Consider the following 14,732-nt stretch of genomic DNA (forward strand, 5'->3'; position numbering starts at 1 on the left):
CCCGCGGCCAGCGCGATGACGGCGGCGCCCGCGGCCGCCCGCAGCCACGTCACGCGCGGCGGCCGGCCGACGAGCGCCTGGCGCAGGAACGAGCGCCGGTACGCCGTCCAGATCGGCACGCCGAGCGCGAAGCCGAGGCCGACGAGCAGGGGGTACGCGGGATCGTGCAGCCCGAGCAGCGTGCCGACGACGGCGGCCCCGGCGAGCGGCGTCCAGGCCAGCGTCGCACGCCGCCGATCAAGCGCGAGGCGGCCGGCGGCAGCGGTCGCGACGAGCAGCACGGCGTACGGGATGGCGAGGAGGGCGCCCAGCTCGCCGATCGGCGGGGCGACGGTCAGCGCGGTCTTCCAACCGGTGACGATGCCCGTCGCGAGGCCGGCCAGCGTGGTCGGGTTGGGCAGCAGCCCGGCGGTCACGGTGGACGGCATGGCGAGGGCGCCGCCGGCCAGGAAATAGACCGCGACGAGGGCGAGGGCCAGCAACCAGACGGGCCAGCGGCGCAGGGCGGCGACGATGCCGAGCGCGGTCCCGAGGGCGGCGCCGCCGAGCGCGGCGCGCCACACCGGACCCCCGTACGCCGGGGCGAACGTCACGGTGGCGAGCGCCGCCATGACCATGATCGCGGCGGCATCGGTGGCGATCCAGAGGTGGCGCGAGGTGCTGCGTACGGGCTGGGGGCGGCGCCGCGACGAGATGACGGTGCTCACCAGGCGGCCGCCCTGCGGACGACCGACGGGAGCTGCGGCAGTCCGCCGAGCACGCCGGTGGTGACGGTGCCGACGGTGCGTACGCCGTCGCCGCGCGCGACGCGGAGCGCGAGCACGCGCACGTCGGGGCCGAACGTGGCGCAGGCGCGGCGGAGTTCGGGCTCGCGGACCTCGCCCCCGGTGACGACCACGACGACCGAGGCGCCCGGGGCGACGCGGTCGACGCGGCGCAGCAGGGGGCCCACCTCGCCGCCGGCGCGCTCACCACGGAGGATGCCGGAGAACCCGTCGAGCACGCGCTGGGGCGTGACGGCGGCGAGGCGCTGCTCGCCGGCGAGGACGACGAGGTCGTTGTCGTCCCGCAGCGCCTGGACCGCGAGCGAGGCCGCGACCTCGACGCCGCGCTCGAACTCGTCGTCGTCGGTCCAGGCGGGGGCGTGGAGGTCCAGCGCCACGGCCACGAGCGAGCGGCGGGTCTCCTCGAACTGGCGCACCATCAGCGAACCGGCGTGGGCGGTCGAGCGCCAGTGGACATAGCGGCGGTCGTCGCCCGAGACATAGTCGCGGAGGGCGTGGAAGCTGACGTCGGAGTTGGAGACCTGGTCGGTGACGCGGCCCTCGAGGTCGCGGACGAAGCCGGCGCCGCTGGAGGGGACGCCGGCCGTCCGCGGATGGACGAACACCTCGGCCGTGCCGGTCCACACGGTCTCGCGGGCGAGCAGGCCGAAGGGGTCGGCGCGGACGGTGCGGGCGGGCCCGATGTCGAGCCGGGCGCGGCGGTCGGTGGGGAGCGCGAAGACCTCGCGGTGGACGCCGCCGCGGGCCAGCGACGGCAGCTCGAAGGTGGCGGTGTCGGGGCCGACGGGGAGGTCCATGCGGGTGGGCAGGACGCGGCGGTCGGACGCGTTGGTGATGGACAGGTCGCCGGTCGCGGGCTCGCCGACGACGACGCGGCGCGTGCCGACGGCGAGGTCGACCGCGAACGAGCGCCGGCCGACGACGAAGGGGATGGCGCAGACCATGATCACCAGCCCAGCGGCGGCCGCGACGAGCAGCTCGACCCAGCCCAGCGCGAGGCCCGCGACGACGCAGCCCACGACGCCCGCGGCGACGGCGAGGCCGGCGGGGGTCAGGCCGAGGGCGGCGGCGCGGCGGAGGATCACGGGCGGCAACGACCTACACCGACGCCCGCTCCGTCGGCGACGCCACGTTCGCCAGCACGCGTGCCAGCACCTGCTCGGCCGTCACGCCGTTGAACTCCGACTCCGGGTCGAGCACCACGCGGTGGGCCAGGCACGGCACGGCCAAGGCCTTGACGTCGTCGGGCACCACGTAGTGGCGGCCCTGCGACGCGGCTCTGATGCGACCGGCCCGGACGAGCGCGAGCCCGCCGCGGACCGACGCGCCCACGCGTACGTCGGGGACCTGGCGGGTCTCCTCGCACAGCCGGGCGATGTAGTCGAGCACCGACCCGTCGACGTGGACGGTCTGACCCAGCACCGCCATCTCCCCCACGGCCTGGTGGGTGATCACGGGTTTCAGCGGCTCCGACTGGGGGCGCGATCCGCCGGACGCGAGGATGCGTACGGTGCCCTCGCGGTCGGGATAGCCCAGCGACGTCTTCATCAGGAAGCGGTCGAGCTGGGCCTCGGGCAGGCGGTAGGTGCCGGCCTGCTCGATCGGGTTCTGGGTCGCGATGACCATGAACGGCGTGGCGACGGGGTGGGAGGTGCCGTCGACCGTGACCCTGCCCTCCTCCATGACCTCGAGCAGCGCCGACTGGGTCTTCGGCGAGGCGCGGTTGATCTCGTCGGCCAGCACGATGGAGGCGAACACCGGGCCTCGGTGGAACTCGAAGTTCTTGGCCTGCTGGTCATAGATCGTGACGCCGGTGACGTCGGACGGCAGCAGGTCGGGGGTGAACTGGATGCGGCTGTGGGAGCCCTGCACCGTCTGGGCCAGCGCCCGCGCGAGCGTGGTCTTGCCCGTGCCGGGCATGTCTTCGAGGAGCAGGTGGCCCTCGGCGAGCAGGCAGGTGACGGCGAGGCGGACGACGTCGGTCTTGCCGATGACGACGCGCTCGAGGTTCGCCACGACGGACGCGAAGGTCTCCGAATACCAGCGCGCCTGCTCGACGGTCATCACCATGGGGGATCTCCTCGGGGGTCGGTGCAGATCAGAATGTACGCGGGGCAGCGTCCACTCACGCGGGCGGCGGCGTCGGCTCCGCGGTGGCGTCGTCGCCGGTGAAGAAGTGGGCCGCGAACGCATCCCACTGGTCGACGATGTCGATCGTCGGGTCGCGCAGCCAGTGCAGCTGCAGGCCGTCGAGGTGGGCGATCACCTGGAGGGCCGCCGCGGGCGGGTCGGCGTGCCAGGCCACGACCTTGGCGGCGAACAGGTCCTGGACGCGACGCTGGCGCGTGCGGAAGTACGCGTACGCGGGGTGGTCGGGCGACAGCGCCTCGGCGGCCAGGATCGTGTAGAGCCGCGTCAGCTCGGGGCGCTCGGCGTTCCAGCGCACGAGCGCGTGCGTGATCTCGCGCGCCTCGGTGGGCGTCCCGGCGGGTGAGTCCCGCTGCAGCGCCTCGAGCGTGTCGCCGTCGCGCCGCGTGAGGACCGCCTCCAGCAGGGCCTCCTTCGAGGGGAAGTGGTGGAGGAGCCCGGGGCGCGAGATCTGGGCAGCCGCCGCGAACTGGTCGATCGTGGTGGCGTTGAACCCGACCGCCGAGATCAACTCGGTCGCCGACGTGAGGATCTCCGAGCGCCGCTCGGCGGGGAGCAGGCGTCGACGCGGGCGGGTGGTGGCGGGGTCGCCCATCACGCCTCCTTCCGACGGTGCGCTCGGTCCATGACTGGCGGCCAGTCAACCAGATGCCGGCTTTCCCTTGCGCTATTTACATTTCTGTCGATAGGGTGTGGGCGTCACCCAACGACGCCGACGGGAAGTGCCCGCATGTCCGCTGCGCAGACGCCGCCCACCCCGGTCAGCGCGCTCACGCTGGCCGAGAAGGTCGCCCTCCTCTCCGGCCGCGACCTCTGGACGACCCAACCGATCGACCACGCGGGCGTCCGCGCCATCGTCATGACCGACGGACCCCATGGCGTCCGGCGCCAGCTCGGGACCACCGACCACCTGGGCCTGGGCGGCAGCGAGCCCGCGACCTGCTTCCCGCCCGCCGTCGCGGTGGGATCGAGCTGGGACCCGGCCGTCGCCGAACGGCTCGGCCGCGCCATCGGCCGCGAGGCGTGCGCCCTGGGGGTAGACGTCGTGCTCGGACCCGGCATCAACCTCAAGCGGTCGCCGCTGTGCGGGCGGAACTTCGAGTACTACTCGGAGGACCCCCTCCTCTCCGGCGCCCTCGGCGCCGCCCACGTCACCGGGCTGGCCGCCGAGGGCGTGGGCGCGTCGGTGAAGCACTTCCCCGCGAACAACCAGGAGACCGAGCGCATGCGCATCAGCGCGGACGTCGACGAGCGCACCCTGCGGGAGCTCTATCTCCCGGCCTTCGAGCACGTCGTCACGCAGGCCCGCCCGGCGATGGTCATGGCCGCGTACAACCGCGTGAACGGAGTGAAGGCCACCGAGAACCGGTGGCTGTTGACCGACGTGCTGCGCGACGAGTGGGCGTACGCCGGTGTCGTCGTCTCCGACTGGGGGGCCGTCGACGACCCCGTCGCCTCGCTGCGCGCGGGTCTCGACCTGGAAATGCCGGGCACGCGGGGACGCAGCGCCCAGGCCGTCATGGCCGCGGTCGAGTGGGGCGCGCTGGACGAAGAGGTCGTCGACGCGGCGGTGCAGCGCGTGCTCGGACTCACCGCGCTGACCTCGCACACGACCGAGGAACCGGGCGACGTCGACCTCGAGGCCCACCATGCCCTGGCCCGTGAGCTCGCGACCGAATGCGCCGTCCTGCTGAAGAACACCGACCGTACGCTCCCCCTCACTCCCGCCGCCCGCGTCGCGGTGATCGGCGAGTTCGCGCGTACGCCGCGCCTGCGCCTCCGGGACACCGCCCAGGTCCAGCCCGCGTCGCTCTACCTCGCGTACCCCATGTTGGAGGCGACCATGGCGCCCGCCACCGACGAGGTCGCCGCGGTCCTGCGTACGCCCGGGCTGCCCACCGACGACTGGATCCGAGACGCGTTCCGGAACTGGGCCGGCGACCTCGCGCTCGATGATCCGCGGGTATCGCCGCCCCACGCGGCGCTCGAGGGGCTGCCGCCCACCTATGTCCTCACGTGCGGGATCGACGTGCTCCGGCGTTCCAGCGAACCGTTCGTCGAGCGCCTTCGTCGGGCCGGCGTGCCGGTCTGGCACGACCTCCGCGCGGGGGCCCGCCACGCCGTGCTCGACAAGCCCGGCTCCGCCGACGGTGAGTACGCGGTGGCCCGCCTCCGCACGTGGCTCACCGAGGGGATCGACCAGATGGTGGACGACGCATGACCGCGCGACGCGGCCGCCGCGCACACCGCGCCCTCAAGGTCCTCGCCGGCGCCACCGCCCTGGCGGTGGGTGCCGCCGCGGCCGCCCTGCTGTTGTTCGCCGGACCTGAGCGCCCCTCCCAGTTCGCCGGCAAGGTGGAGCAGCTCGAGGCGCGTCACATGAACCCGGCGCCGCAGGGGGTGGTGCTGCTCACGGGCAGCTCCTACTTCGAGCTGTGGGACACCTCGGCCCGCGACCTCGCTGGCCTGGAGACGGTCAACGTCGGCATCGGCGGGACGCGCGTCGGCGACCAGATCCACTACCTCGACCGCCTCGTCGTCCCGTTCCGCCCGCGCGCCCTCGTGGTGTACGCCGGCTCCAACGACATCAGCGGCATCCCCTTCTTCAGCAGGACCGCGGACGAGGTCGTGCCCCGGGTCAAGGACTACGTGGCGCGCGTACACGCGCACTTCCCGGGTCTGCCGGTCTACTACGTGGCCATCACTGAGGCGCCGATCCGCCGGGGCGTCCGTGGCGAGATCCAGGAGGCCAACCGCCAGCTCGCAGCCTGGGCCAGGGACACCCGCGAGATCACCTTCATCGACACGGCGCCCGCCCTGCTGACCCCGACCGGTGACATCGACGGCACGCTGTTCCGCGCCGACCGGCTCCACCTCAACGACGCGGGGTACGCGAGGTTCGCGGCGGTCATCCGCGAGGTGCTGGTCGCCGACCTCGGAGGCTGACGCCGAGCAGGGGTGGCTTCGACTCGGCCGCAGGCGGCCTCACTCAGCCAACGTTGGCTGAGCGAGCGCCAGCGAGTCGAAGCCACGCAACGCTGGCTGAGCGACCCCACCCCACGCTGGCTGAGCGAGCGCCAGCGAGTCGAAGCCCCCGACATGGTCGCTCACCACCCGCTCGACCCCAGCCCGTCGCAGACCACGCGTACGTCCGTCGCCCCCGTCGGGGCGTGGCCGACGACCACGCCGTCGAACCGGCCCTGCGACGGGTCCACGGCGATGACCTTCTTGTCCCCACCCGCGGCGCCGATCGCGATCTGGCACTGCACCTGCGTCTTGCCGAACAGGTGGCGCCCCGAGGCCTTCACCTCGGTGCGGTTGCCCGTCACTCCCCCGCGCGCCGCGTCGATGACCGGCGCCGGGTTCTGGATCGTCAGCGGTGCCGACCACTCGCTCCAGTGGCGCCCGTTGAAGACCTTCACCCGCGCGGTCGCGCGCGCCTGGATCGTCGAGCCCGCGATGGCGCTGCCCGTCCCGGCGACCGCCTGCTCCCTGCCGTCCAGGCTGAGCACGGCCTGCGTGATCGTTCCGCCTCCGGTCGCCCCCGGCCGCCACACGACGGTCTGGTGGCCGACGCCATCGGTCCCCCGCGCCAGCTGCGGCGGACCCGGTTTGCCGAGAACCGTCACCTGGTTCGACGGGTCACTCCAGTCGGAACAGCGCGAGCGGGCGCAGGCGCGTACGCGGATCGTCACCCCGCCCACCGCGGCCGGGCCGCTCCAGGTCGCGTCGGCGGTCTCGAACGTGCGGTCGCCGATCCGGACGATCCACTTCGTCACCGGCGCCCCGTTGGTGCGGGTCTGGAAGGGCGTGGTGACGCTGACCGAGTCGACGCCGTCGGTGATGCGCGGGGCGACCGGGCGGTCGGGCGCCCCATAGGGCTTGACCTCGTCCGACGCCTCGCTCGCGGGCGAGCGGCCGGCCTTGTTCTCGGCGACCACGCTGAAGCGATAGGTCTGGCCGAGTGCCAGCGTGACGCGCGCCCGCGGCGTGGATCCCTCGACGGTCGCGACCGTCCGACCCGACTGGTCCAGGACGTGCGACCGCCTGACCGCGTCGCCGTTGGTCCGCGCCGGCGGCTTCCACGTGATGTCGAACTCCTGGCCCAGCGCCGAGGCGGTGTCGACCGCCGACACGGACGAGGGGGCGGACGGCGGGGCGGCCGGCGAGACCGGGTTCGACCAGGGCGACCAGTCCGACGGCGTGGGCGCGAGGTTGAAGGCCCGGATGCGGAACCGATAGCCCTGCCCGTTCACGAGGTTCGGCCACACCAGCGACGTCCCGGTGGCCTTCCGCGCCGACCCGCCGGCCTCGTTGTCGATCTGCACCTCGTAGTGGGTCACGCCCGACCCGCGCGAACGCGCCGGGTCCCACGCCAGCTTCAGCTGGCGGTCGCCGAAGTCGACCCGGGGGGCCGACGGGGCCTCCGGGCGCACGTCCGGGCGTACGCCGCCCGACGCCCCCGAGGGCGCCGACTCGCCGACCTCGTTGGTCGCGGTGACGGTGAACGTGTAGGTCGAGTTGTTCGTCAGCCCGTCGATCGTGCAGGTCGTCGAGGGGCACTCCCTGCTCACCTGCTTGCCGTCGGAGCCGGTGCCCCGCACCGTGTATTGCTGCACCTTCGCCCCGTTGTCAAGTGCCGCAGTCCACTGCAGCACGGCGCGCTGGTCGGACACCTCCGCCGCCCGCGGCACGCCCGGCCTGCCCGGCTTCCCGCGCACCGTCAGGCGTACGCGGCCCTCCGCCCGCCGTTCGGGGTTCAGGGTGGCGTCGGTGACCTGGTAGCGCACCACCATCGACCCGACGAAGTCGGCCGCCGGGGTGACGACGACCTTGTCCCCGTCCATGGCGGCGGTGCCGCGGCCCGACTCCACGAGCGCGCTCGACAGGGTCAGCGGGCCGCGTTCGGGGAACGGGTTGGTGTCGTTGGTGAGCACCGGCACGGCGACCTGCTTGCCCTGCGTCGCCGCCGGGACGAGGTCGTCGATCGCCCGGGCCCGGGGCCGCGCGGACGCCACGACGACGACCTCGATGATCACCTCGCCCCGCCCACCGCGGTCGTCCATCGCCTCGCCCCTGAGCTTCACGACGGTGCCGGGCTTCGTCGTGAGCGCGGCGGCGGCGGTGACGCGGGTGCCGTCGAGGTCGACCTTCACGCCGCTCGGCACGTCGCCCGCCGGCTTGGTGAAGGTGACGGGGTCCTTGTCGGGATCGATGACCAGCCGAAGCAGGTCGATGGTCTTCGGCCCCTCCCCCGCGCCGACCTTGAGCTCGATGGGCTGGGTGAGCGGCGGGCGGTTGAGCTTCTGGGGCGCGGCCGTCGGCTCGCCGGCCTTCGGGCGTGCCAGCACGGTCGTCGGCAGGGTGATGACCGCGCGCTTCCCGTTCGGGTCGGACGAGTTCGCGCCGTCGGTCACCTCGAACGTCACGGCGCTGGGGCCGGCGTACGTCGACAGCGGCCGATAGCGCAGCCTCCGCAGGTCGAGCACCTCGAGGTCGCCGTGGGCGGCCCACACCCGCTTGTCGCTGACGAGCGCGACGTCGCGGCCGCCGGTGCCGACGACATAGCCGGAGATGTCGATGTCGATCGGGTCGCCGGCGGTCACGACGGGGTCCTTCACGTCGGGCAGCCTGGCGGGCACCGAGTCGGCGCGGCCGGGGACGGTGATCATGCCGGTCGCGACCAGCCCGTCGGAGTCCACGACCTCGTAGCGCACCTGCTGCATCGTCGGGCCCACCTTCACCCGCACGCGGTCCCCGTCGGCCACGGCCCGCAGGTTCGGCTCCACGTCGTACGCGGGGACGCGTACCTGCGCGAACCTCAGGTCACCGTCGGGGTCGAGGTCGTTGGCGAGCACGGGGACGTCGATGACGTCCTGCTGGGCGACGCGGTCTGCGCCGACGACGTCGTCGCGCGCGACGGGCGGCTGGAACGGCGCGGTGGGGTCGGGGGTGATGACCAGGGTCCCGGACGCCTCGGCGCCGCGGGCGTCGATGACATGGTAGGTCCCCTGGACCGGCGGGCCCTCGGGCACGGTCAGCTCGACGTGGTCGCGTTCGACCTTCGGGTCGACGGCGCGGTCGATGTCGATGGTCGAGTCGACGAAGCCGAAGCGGTCGCCGTCGGCATCGGTGTCGTTGGCGAGCAGGGGTACGCGGATGCGGCGGCCCGGGCGTACGGTCACGCGGTCGTCGCCCGTCGTGGGCGCGACGTTGGCGGCGTCGCGGGGCACCACGCCGACCCGGATCTCGCCGACCGCGCGGGCGCCCCGGGCGTCGGTGACGGCGTACGTGAACGCGTCGGTGCCGGCCGCGCCGGGGTAGGCCTCGTACTCGATCCACTGCTCGGTCACCGCGACCACGCGGCCGATCCGCGGCGCGGAGTCGAGGCCGAGCAGGCGTACGGCGTCGCCCTGGGGGTCGATGCCCTGCAGCGGGATGAGGATGCGGCCGCGCGAACCGGCGAGGACGCGGCCCTCGACCTTCTTCGGCTGGGGCGGGGTGTTCTCGACCTTGGTGTCGACCACGACGAAGCGCACCTGCGCCGAGGCGGTCTGGCCGAGGTCGTCGCGGACCTCGTAGACGGCGCGGTATTCGCCCGGCACCCGCGGCGCGGTGAAACGCACGGTGTCGCGATCGGTCCACGCGACCGCCGGGGAGGGCTGCTCGACGAGCCTCGGCGACAGGCTGAGCTGGGCGCCGGCCGGCGAGGTGTCGTTGGCGAGGACGTTCACCGCGACCGAGTCGCCGGCCCGCACCACGGCCTCGTCGCCGACGGCGAGCGGCCGCGGATCGGCGACCGCGGGGGCCGGCATGACGATGATCGTGCCGCTCGCCTGGTTCTTGCCGTCGGACACGGTGTAGGGCAGGGTGACCGGGCGCTTGGGGGTCGTCTCGGCGGTGACCTGGAGCCCGCGCCGCTGGCGCATCTCGACCTTGAGGTCGGGGTGCTGCCCCACCGACTGGAGCACCAGGACGTCGCCGTCGGCGTCCTCGTCGTTCAGCAGGGGATCGACCTGGATCGTGCCACCGGCCGGCAGCAGGGCGACGTCGCGGGCAGCCACGGGGGGCCGGTTCTCGACCGTCGATTCGGCGACCTCGACGCGGACGAGGCCGGTGGAGCGGGGGCCGTTGGAGATCGTGTAGGCCACGTAATAGGTGCCGGGGCGGCTGGCCCGGAACGCGAATGCGCCGCCGGCGTAGTCGGCGGTGACCGTCGCGTTCTGGGCGCGCTCGAGGTTGACGGCGGCCAGCGTGAGGCGCTCGCCGACGTCGTTGAGCATCGGCCGGACAGTGACCTCCTGGTCGACCGCGGCCGCGACGAAGTCGCCGTTGGCGCGCGGCGGCGCCTCCCCCTGCTTGCGGGAGTTGACCACGACGACGCCCCTGGTGATCGCGACCCCGTCGGAGATGTCGACCTCGATCTCCTTGCGGCCGGTCACGTTGCCGACATCGGTGAACGTCAGCGTGCCGTCGGGGGTGAACACGACCTCGTCGTCGCCGGGCGCGCGGGCCCCGACGAGGATCAGGTCGTCTCCGTCGGGATCGGTCCAGTCGAGCAGGACCCGCCGCGTCTCGCGGCCGCCCGAGGCGATCTCGAGCGGCTCGTCGTGGCGGGGCCGGCGTACGGGGGGCTGGTTCGACTCGTTCTGGTCGGCGGGCAGCACCTGGACGCGTACGCGGGCGCTCGCCCTGCCGCCGCGGCCGTCGGTGATGGTGTACGCGAACGCGAGTTCGCGGCCGCCGTCGGGCGGGACCGTGAGCTGCAGCGCGGTGCCGCCGCGGACCAGCCCGAGGGTGCCGCCGGTGACGTCGGGCGGCTCCTCGACGGTGACGATGTCGCCGTCGGGGTCCGAGTCGTTGTCGAGCACGGGGATCGCCGTCGTGCGGCCCGCGCGGACGGCGATCTGGTCGTCCTTGGCGACGGGAGGGCGGTTCTGGGGGCTGCGCCGCGGCGTGTCCGACTCGGTCCGGGACTTCGTGGGGTCACCGCCCTCCTGGGGGACGGGCTCGACGGCGGGTTCCCACTCGGTGACCTTCTTCAGGCCCTTGTCGAGCAGCCAGACCGTCCCGGAGCGGGTGTCGTTGAGGACCGGGACGTCCCGGTTGCGGCGCAGGGCCAGTTGGGCGCCGGGGGCGATGCCCGGGACGTTCTGGGTGGCCGGTTCGCCGGCGCGACAGGCGGAGACGACCGTGGCGCCGACGCCCTCGAAGGCCCCCCAGGCGCAGCCGGCGACGACGACGGGCCGCACCGGGCGACCCGCCGCCCCCTGGCCCAGGGGTACGACCGAACCGCCGGTGACACCGAACAGTCCGGTGGCGGTCGCATAGACCGCGTCGAGGGTCGTGCGTCCCGGGAGTACGCCGGCCCGCTCGATCGATGCCTGTTCGTCGGCGCCGGACGGCTGCTGGAGGAGGGCGCGGTCGGCCTCGGGCAGGGCCGTCGCCTCGCCGCGTCCCTCGATCCAGATCTGGCGGGTCGCGAGGCTCAGGACGACGGCCCTCTCCCCGACCGCGCTGATCTGGAGGCCGTCGCCCGGACGCATCGCGATCGGCACCCGGACCGGGGCCGCGTCGGTGCCGGGGCGGACGATCTCGGCGCGCTCGACGGAGAGCCCGATGGCCTGGCCGGTGGTGGTGACCGTGGCCGTGGCGCCGGGACCGAGGTCGAGGTCGGACTTCGCGCGGAGGGTGTCGAGGGAGGCGACCTGGGCGAGGGGCCGGGCCCACATGCGACCGTTGGTGGGGTTGACGATGGCCACGGTGTCGCGGCCCAGGGCGACCGTGGCGTTCGCGGGGACGAAGACGGGCTGCCCGAGCGTTCCGGTGGCCGGGTCGAGCTGGGTCAACTGGTTCGAGCGGAGGTCGAGCGTGAGCACGCTGGACCCGTCCTGGATCACGTCGTGCTCGGCGTTGTTCTGACGGACCGTCGTGGTGAACCGGTCGATCTGGTGGTTCAGGCGACCGACGCGGCCGAGGCTCGAGCTGGTGACCCAGACCGAGCCGTCGTGGAGGCGCACCTCGGCGGCGGGCGAGCCGGGGACGACGACGGCGGCGATGACGAGGGCCAGGGCGCAGACGAGCACGACGAGGGTCGGCGCGTGACGCACCCTTCGCATCGCTCACCTCCGTCCGGCCCCGCTCGTCCGTGCACCCGGGCCGCTCCCGGCCACCCGGGCGAGCCTAGGCCGCCGCGGGCTCAGGCGGGGTGGTCGACCCGAACCGTGACACCGTCGCCCAGGTCGAGCACACATCCCGGGAACACCGGCACTGGCTCGCCCGGCGTGAGCCGTTCGGGCTCGGCGGCGCCCGGACGCAGGAGCGCGGTGCCGTTGGTCGAATGGAGGTCGGTCGCCATCAGGTCCCACCCCTCGGGGCTGATCTGGAGGTGGGTGCGGCTGATGTCATGGCTCGGGCTCGGCACCGTCAGCAGCTTCGGCAGCTGCTCGCGCGCCACCCGCGTCGCGGTGGGCGAGCGGCCGATCAGCACGCCGCGGTCGACATCGACCGGCTGGCCGACCGAGGGACGCAGCGTCGCCATGACGGGCCGGGTGACGAGCTGGGGCGAGCCCTGCACGGGGTTGCCACACCGGCGGCAGCGCTGGGCCTCGGGCGGGTTCGGATGGCCCATGGTGCACATGACGGCCAGGACGAGCGACTCCCCGTCATCGACGCCGGAGGCCGACGCGGGGGCCGAGGCCGACTGCTGGCCCTGCGAGCCCGGGCCGCCTGCCTGTCCACCCTGGGGACCCCAGGCGGCGTGCTGCTGGCCGGCGTACTGGCCCTGCTGTGGGCCGGGCTGGGGCGGCTGCTGCTGGCCGGGCTGGGGCTGGCCGCCGAACTGGTGGCCCGGACCGGGCTGCTGACCGGGCCCCTGCGGCTGGCGCGGCGCGAACGGGCCGGTCTGGCCGGCGAAACCCGGGGCGTACGCGGGGTTCTGCGGCGACGACTGCGCGAAGCCGGGCGGATAGGGCTGGCCCTGGGACGGACCGCCCTGCGGGGGCTGCGCCTGCGGCTGGCCGCCGTAGGGGCCCGGGCCACCGAAGCCCGGCTGTCCCGGACCCTGCTGGCCCGGACCCTGCTGGCCCTGACCCGGGTGGCCCGGGCCCTTGAACGACGAAGGTCCGGACTGCCCGGGCTGCGCACCCAGCGGCGGCGGGGCCTGGGGTACGTTGGGTCGCTCGGCGCCGAGCGCCGTGGCGCCCGCCAGGCCAGCGGCGACGCCAGCCGCACCAGCGGCGGCGCCCCCGAATCCGGGCACCTCGCGGATGGCCGGCTCCTCGGCGGGCCGACCCTGCTCGGGGCGCCCCTGCTCCGGTGAGGCATCGGCCGTCCGGCCACCGTGGATGCTGTTGACGCGCGCCTCGACCTCCTCGGCCGAGGGCTCGCCCGACTCGCGGGCGTCCTGGTCACCGGCATCCTTCGACCCCGCGGCACCGGAACCCTTGACGGCCGGCGCGGCCACAGGCTTCTGGGGGCTCGAGACCACGGCCTCGTCGGTGGCGTCGACCACGATCGCCGACGCGGACACCGCGCCCACCACGAGCGGCAACTGGAGGACGGACTCCTGGTCGACGTCCTCCATGTCGACGCGGACCCTGCGTACGTCACCGAAGCCGCGCTCCGACCACGTCTGGACCCCGTCGCCGTCGGCGACCACGTCGCCGGTCGCGAGGTCGACGACCTTCACCGAGCCACGCACGAGCGAGCGCATCTCCCCGTTGGCCCAGAACAGGGCCGCGAAGTTCGGCATGCGGTCGACGCCCATGGTCGCGAGCGTCGCGACGACCGCGTCGAGGCTGTCCGACTCGACCACCGTGTCCCACAGGCTGTTGATGATCTGCGAGGCCGACGCCTTGGCCGGGCTCATGATCACCAACGAGGTGGGGCCGCCGAGCACGATCCATTCGCCCGGCGTGTAGGTCGCCCGCCACAGGCCCGTACGGTCGCTCATGTCGTCCCCTCCCACGCGGCGCCCACGCGGGGAATCGCCACGGTGTGTTCCTCGGATTCGGTCAGTGCACGTTCTCGTTCGTCGCCCCGGTCGCCCGGCACGACGTCGACCACGATGATCGAGACATTGTCGCGGGCCCCGTTGTCGAGGGCCAGTTCCATCAATTGTCCCACGGCGCGTTCGGGGTCGCGGACGAGGCGTACGACGTCGGACACATCGCCCAGCGGCGTCTCGCGCAGCAGTCCGTCGCTGCAGACCAGCAGGCGGTCGCCCGCGACCATGGGGACCAGCCAGAAATCGGGCTGGAACTGCTCGTCGGCGCCGACGGCGCGGGTGATGACGTTCTTCTCGGGATGGGTCTCGGCCTGCTCCGCGGTGATGATGCCCGCGTCCATCAACTCCTGCACGTGGGAGTGGTCGACGCTGATCTGGGTGAGGTGGCGGGCGTGGCCGGTGATGCGATAGATGCGGGAGTCACCGACGTTGAACATGATCCAGTAGGCCGCATCGCCCAGGCTCATGCCGACCGCGCCGCAGGCGGTCGTGGCGGAGTCGTGTCCGTCGCGGTGTTGGGCCCGCAGGACATCGGCGTGGCTGCGGTGGAGGGTGGCCGCGACGACCTCGGGGGTCAGCGTGTGGCCCTCCTGGGCCAGGCGGGCGAAGGCCTCGGTGACCATGCCGCTGGCGATGTCGCCGTGGTGGCTGCCGGAGATGCCGTCGGCGACGACGAACACGGGCGACTCGGCGCAGATGGCGTCCTCATTGACCCTCTTGACCATGCCGGGATGGGTGGCCGCGGCGTAGTCGAGAGTGTCCACCGGCGCAGGATACAAGGCCGTGGGCCG

9 protein-coding genes are annotated in these 14,732 nt (G+C 73.7%); 2 read left to right on the plus strand and 7 right to left on the minus strand.

The window, feature by feature from the left end; translation table 11 throughout:
* The 4 genes from ACYVAG_RS13000 to ACYVAG_RS13015 all read right to left on the minus strand — a co-directional run.
* On the minus strand, positions 1–707 hold a 707-nt coding region (locus ACYVAG_RS13000; protein WP_460770292.1), incomplete at its 3' end, for a hypothetical protein.
* A complete protein-coding gene (locus tag ACYVAG_RS13005; RefSeq protein ID WP_460770294.1) occupies positions 704–1,870 on the minus strand; it encodes a DUF58 domain-containing protein in 1,167 nt (388 codons plus the stop codon). The genes ACYVAG_RS13000 and ACYVAG_RS13005, both read right to left, overlap by 4 nt.
* A 13-nt stretch (positions 1,871–1,883) precedes the next feature.
* Entirely contained in the window at positions 1,884–2,855 is a 972-nt protein-coding gene (locus ACYVAG_RS13010) for an AAA family ATPase (protein WP_460770296.1), read from the minus strand.
* A 55-nt stretch (positions 2,856–2,910) separates the two neighbouring features.
* Positions 2,911–3,528: a TetR/AcrR family transcriptional regulator gene (locus tag ACYVAG_RS13015; RefSeq protein WP_460770298.1), complete on the minus strand. Its 618-nt coding sequence runs from the start codon at positions 3,526–3,528 to the stop codon at positions 2,911–2,913.
* 135 nt (positions 3,529–3,663) lie between these two features.
* Between ACYVAG_RS13015 and ACYVAG_RS13020 the strand changes: the two genes are divergently transcribed.
* Together ACYVAG_RS13020 and ACYVAG_RS13025 are read left to right on the plus strand one after the other, a co-directional pair.
* Complete coding sequence (locus tag ACYVAG_RS13020; protein ID WP_460770299.1) at positions 3,664–5,154, plus strand: glycoside hydrolase family 3 N-terminal domain-containing protein; 1,491 nt, start codon at positions 3,664–3,666, stop codon at positions 5,152–5,154.
* Positions 5,151–5,879 (plus strand): GDSL-type esterase/lipase family protein, encoded by a 729-nt coding sequence (locus ACYVAG_RS13025; protein ID WP_460770300.1) that lies wholly within the window; start codon positions 5,151–5,153, stop codon positions 5,877–5,879. The genes ACYVAG_RS13020 and ACYVAG_RS13025 overlap by 4 nt, the downstream gene beginning before the upstream one ends.
* A gap of 161 nt (positions 5,880–6,040) precedes the next feature.
* On the opposite strand, the gene ACYVAG_RS13030 is transcribed toward ACYVAG_RS13025, so the two are convergent.
* The 3 genes from ACYVAG_RS13030 to ACYVAG_RS13040 all read right to left on the minus strand — a co-directional run bounded on the left by ACYVAG_RS13030 (position 6,041) and on the right by ACYVAG_RS13040 (position 14,705).
* Positions 6,041–12,052 carry an Ig-like domain-containing protein gene (locus ACYVAG_RS13030; protein WP_460770302.1) on the minus strand — a complete coding sequence of 2,004 codons (6,012 nt, stop codon included), beginning with the start codon at positions 12,050–12,052 and terminating at the stop codon, positions 6,041–6,043.
* A gap of 80 nt (positions 12,053–12,132) precedes the next feature.
* Positions 12,133–13,887, minus strand: a complete 1,755-nt coding sequence (locus ACYVAG_RS13035) for an FHA domain-containing protein (RefSeq protein WP_460770303.1) — start codon at positions 13,885–13,887, stop codon at positions 12,133–12,135.
* Positions 13,884–14,705 carry a PP2C family protein-serine/threonine phosphatase gene (locus ACYVAG_RS13040; RefSeq protein WP_460770305.1) on the minus strand — a complete coding sequence of 274 codons (822 nt, stop codon included), beginning with the start codon at positions 14,703–14,705 and terminating at the stop codon, positions 13,884–13,886. Before ACYVAG_RS13040 ends, ACYVAG_RS13035 begins: the two co-directional genes overlap by 4 nt.
* Between the last annotated feature and the right edge of the window lie 27 nt (positions 14,706–14,732).

It is taken from the genome of Mariniluteicoccus flavus, from assembly GCF_054776655.1.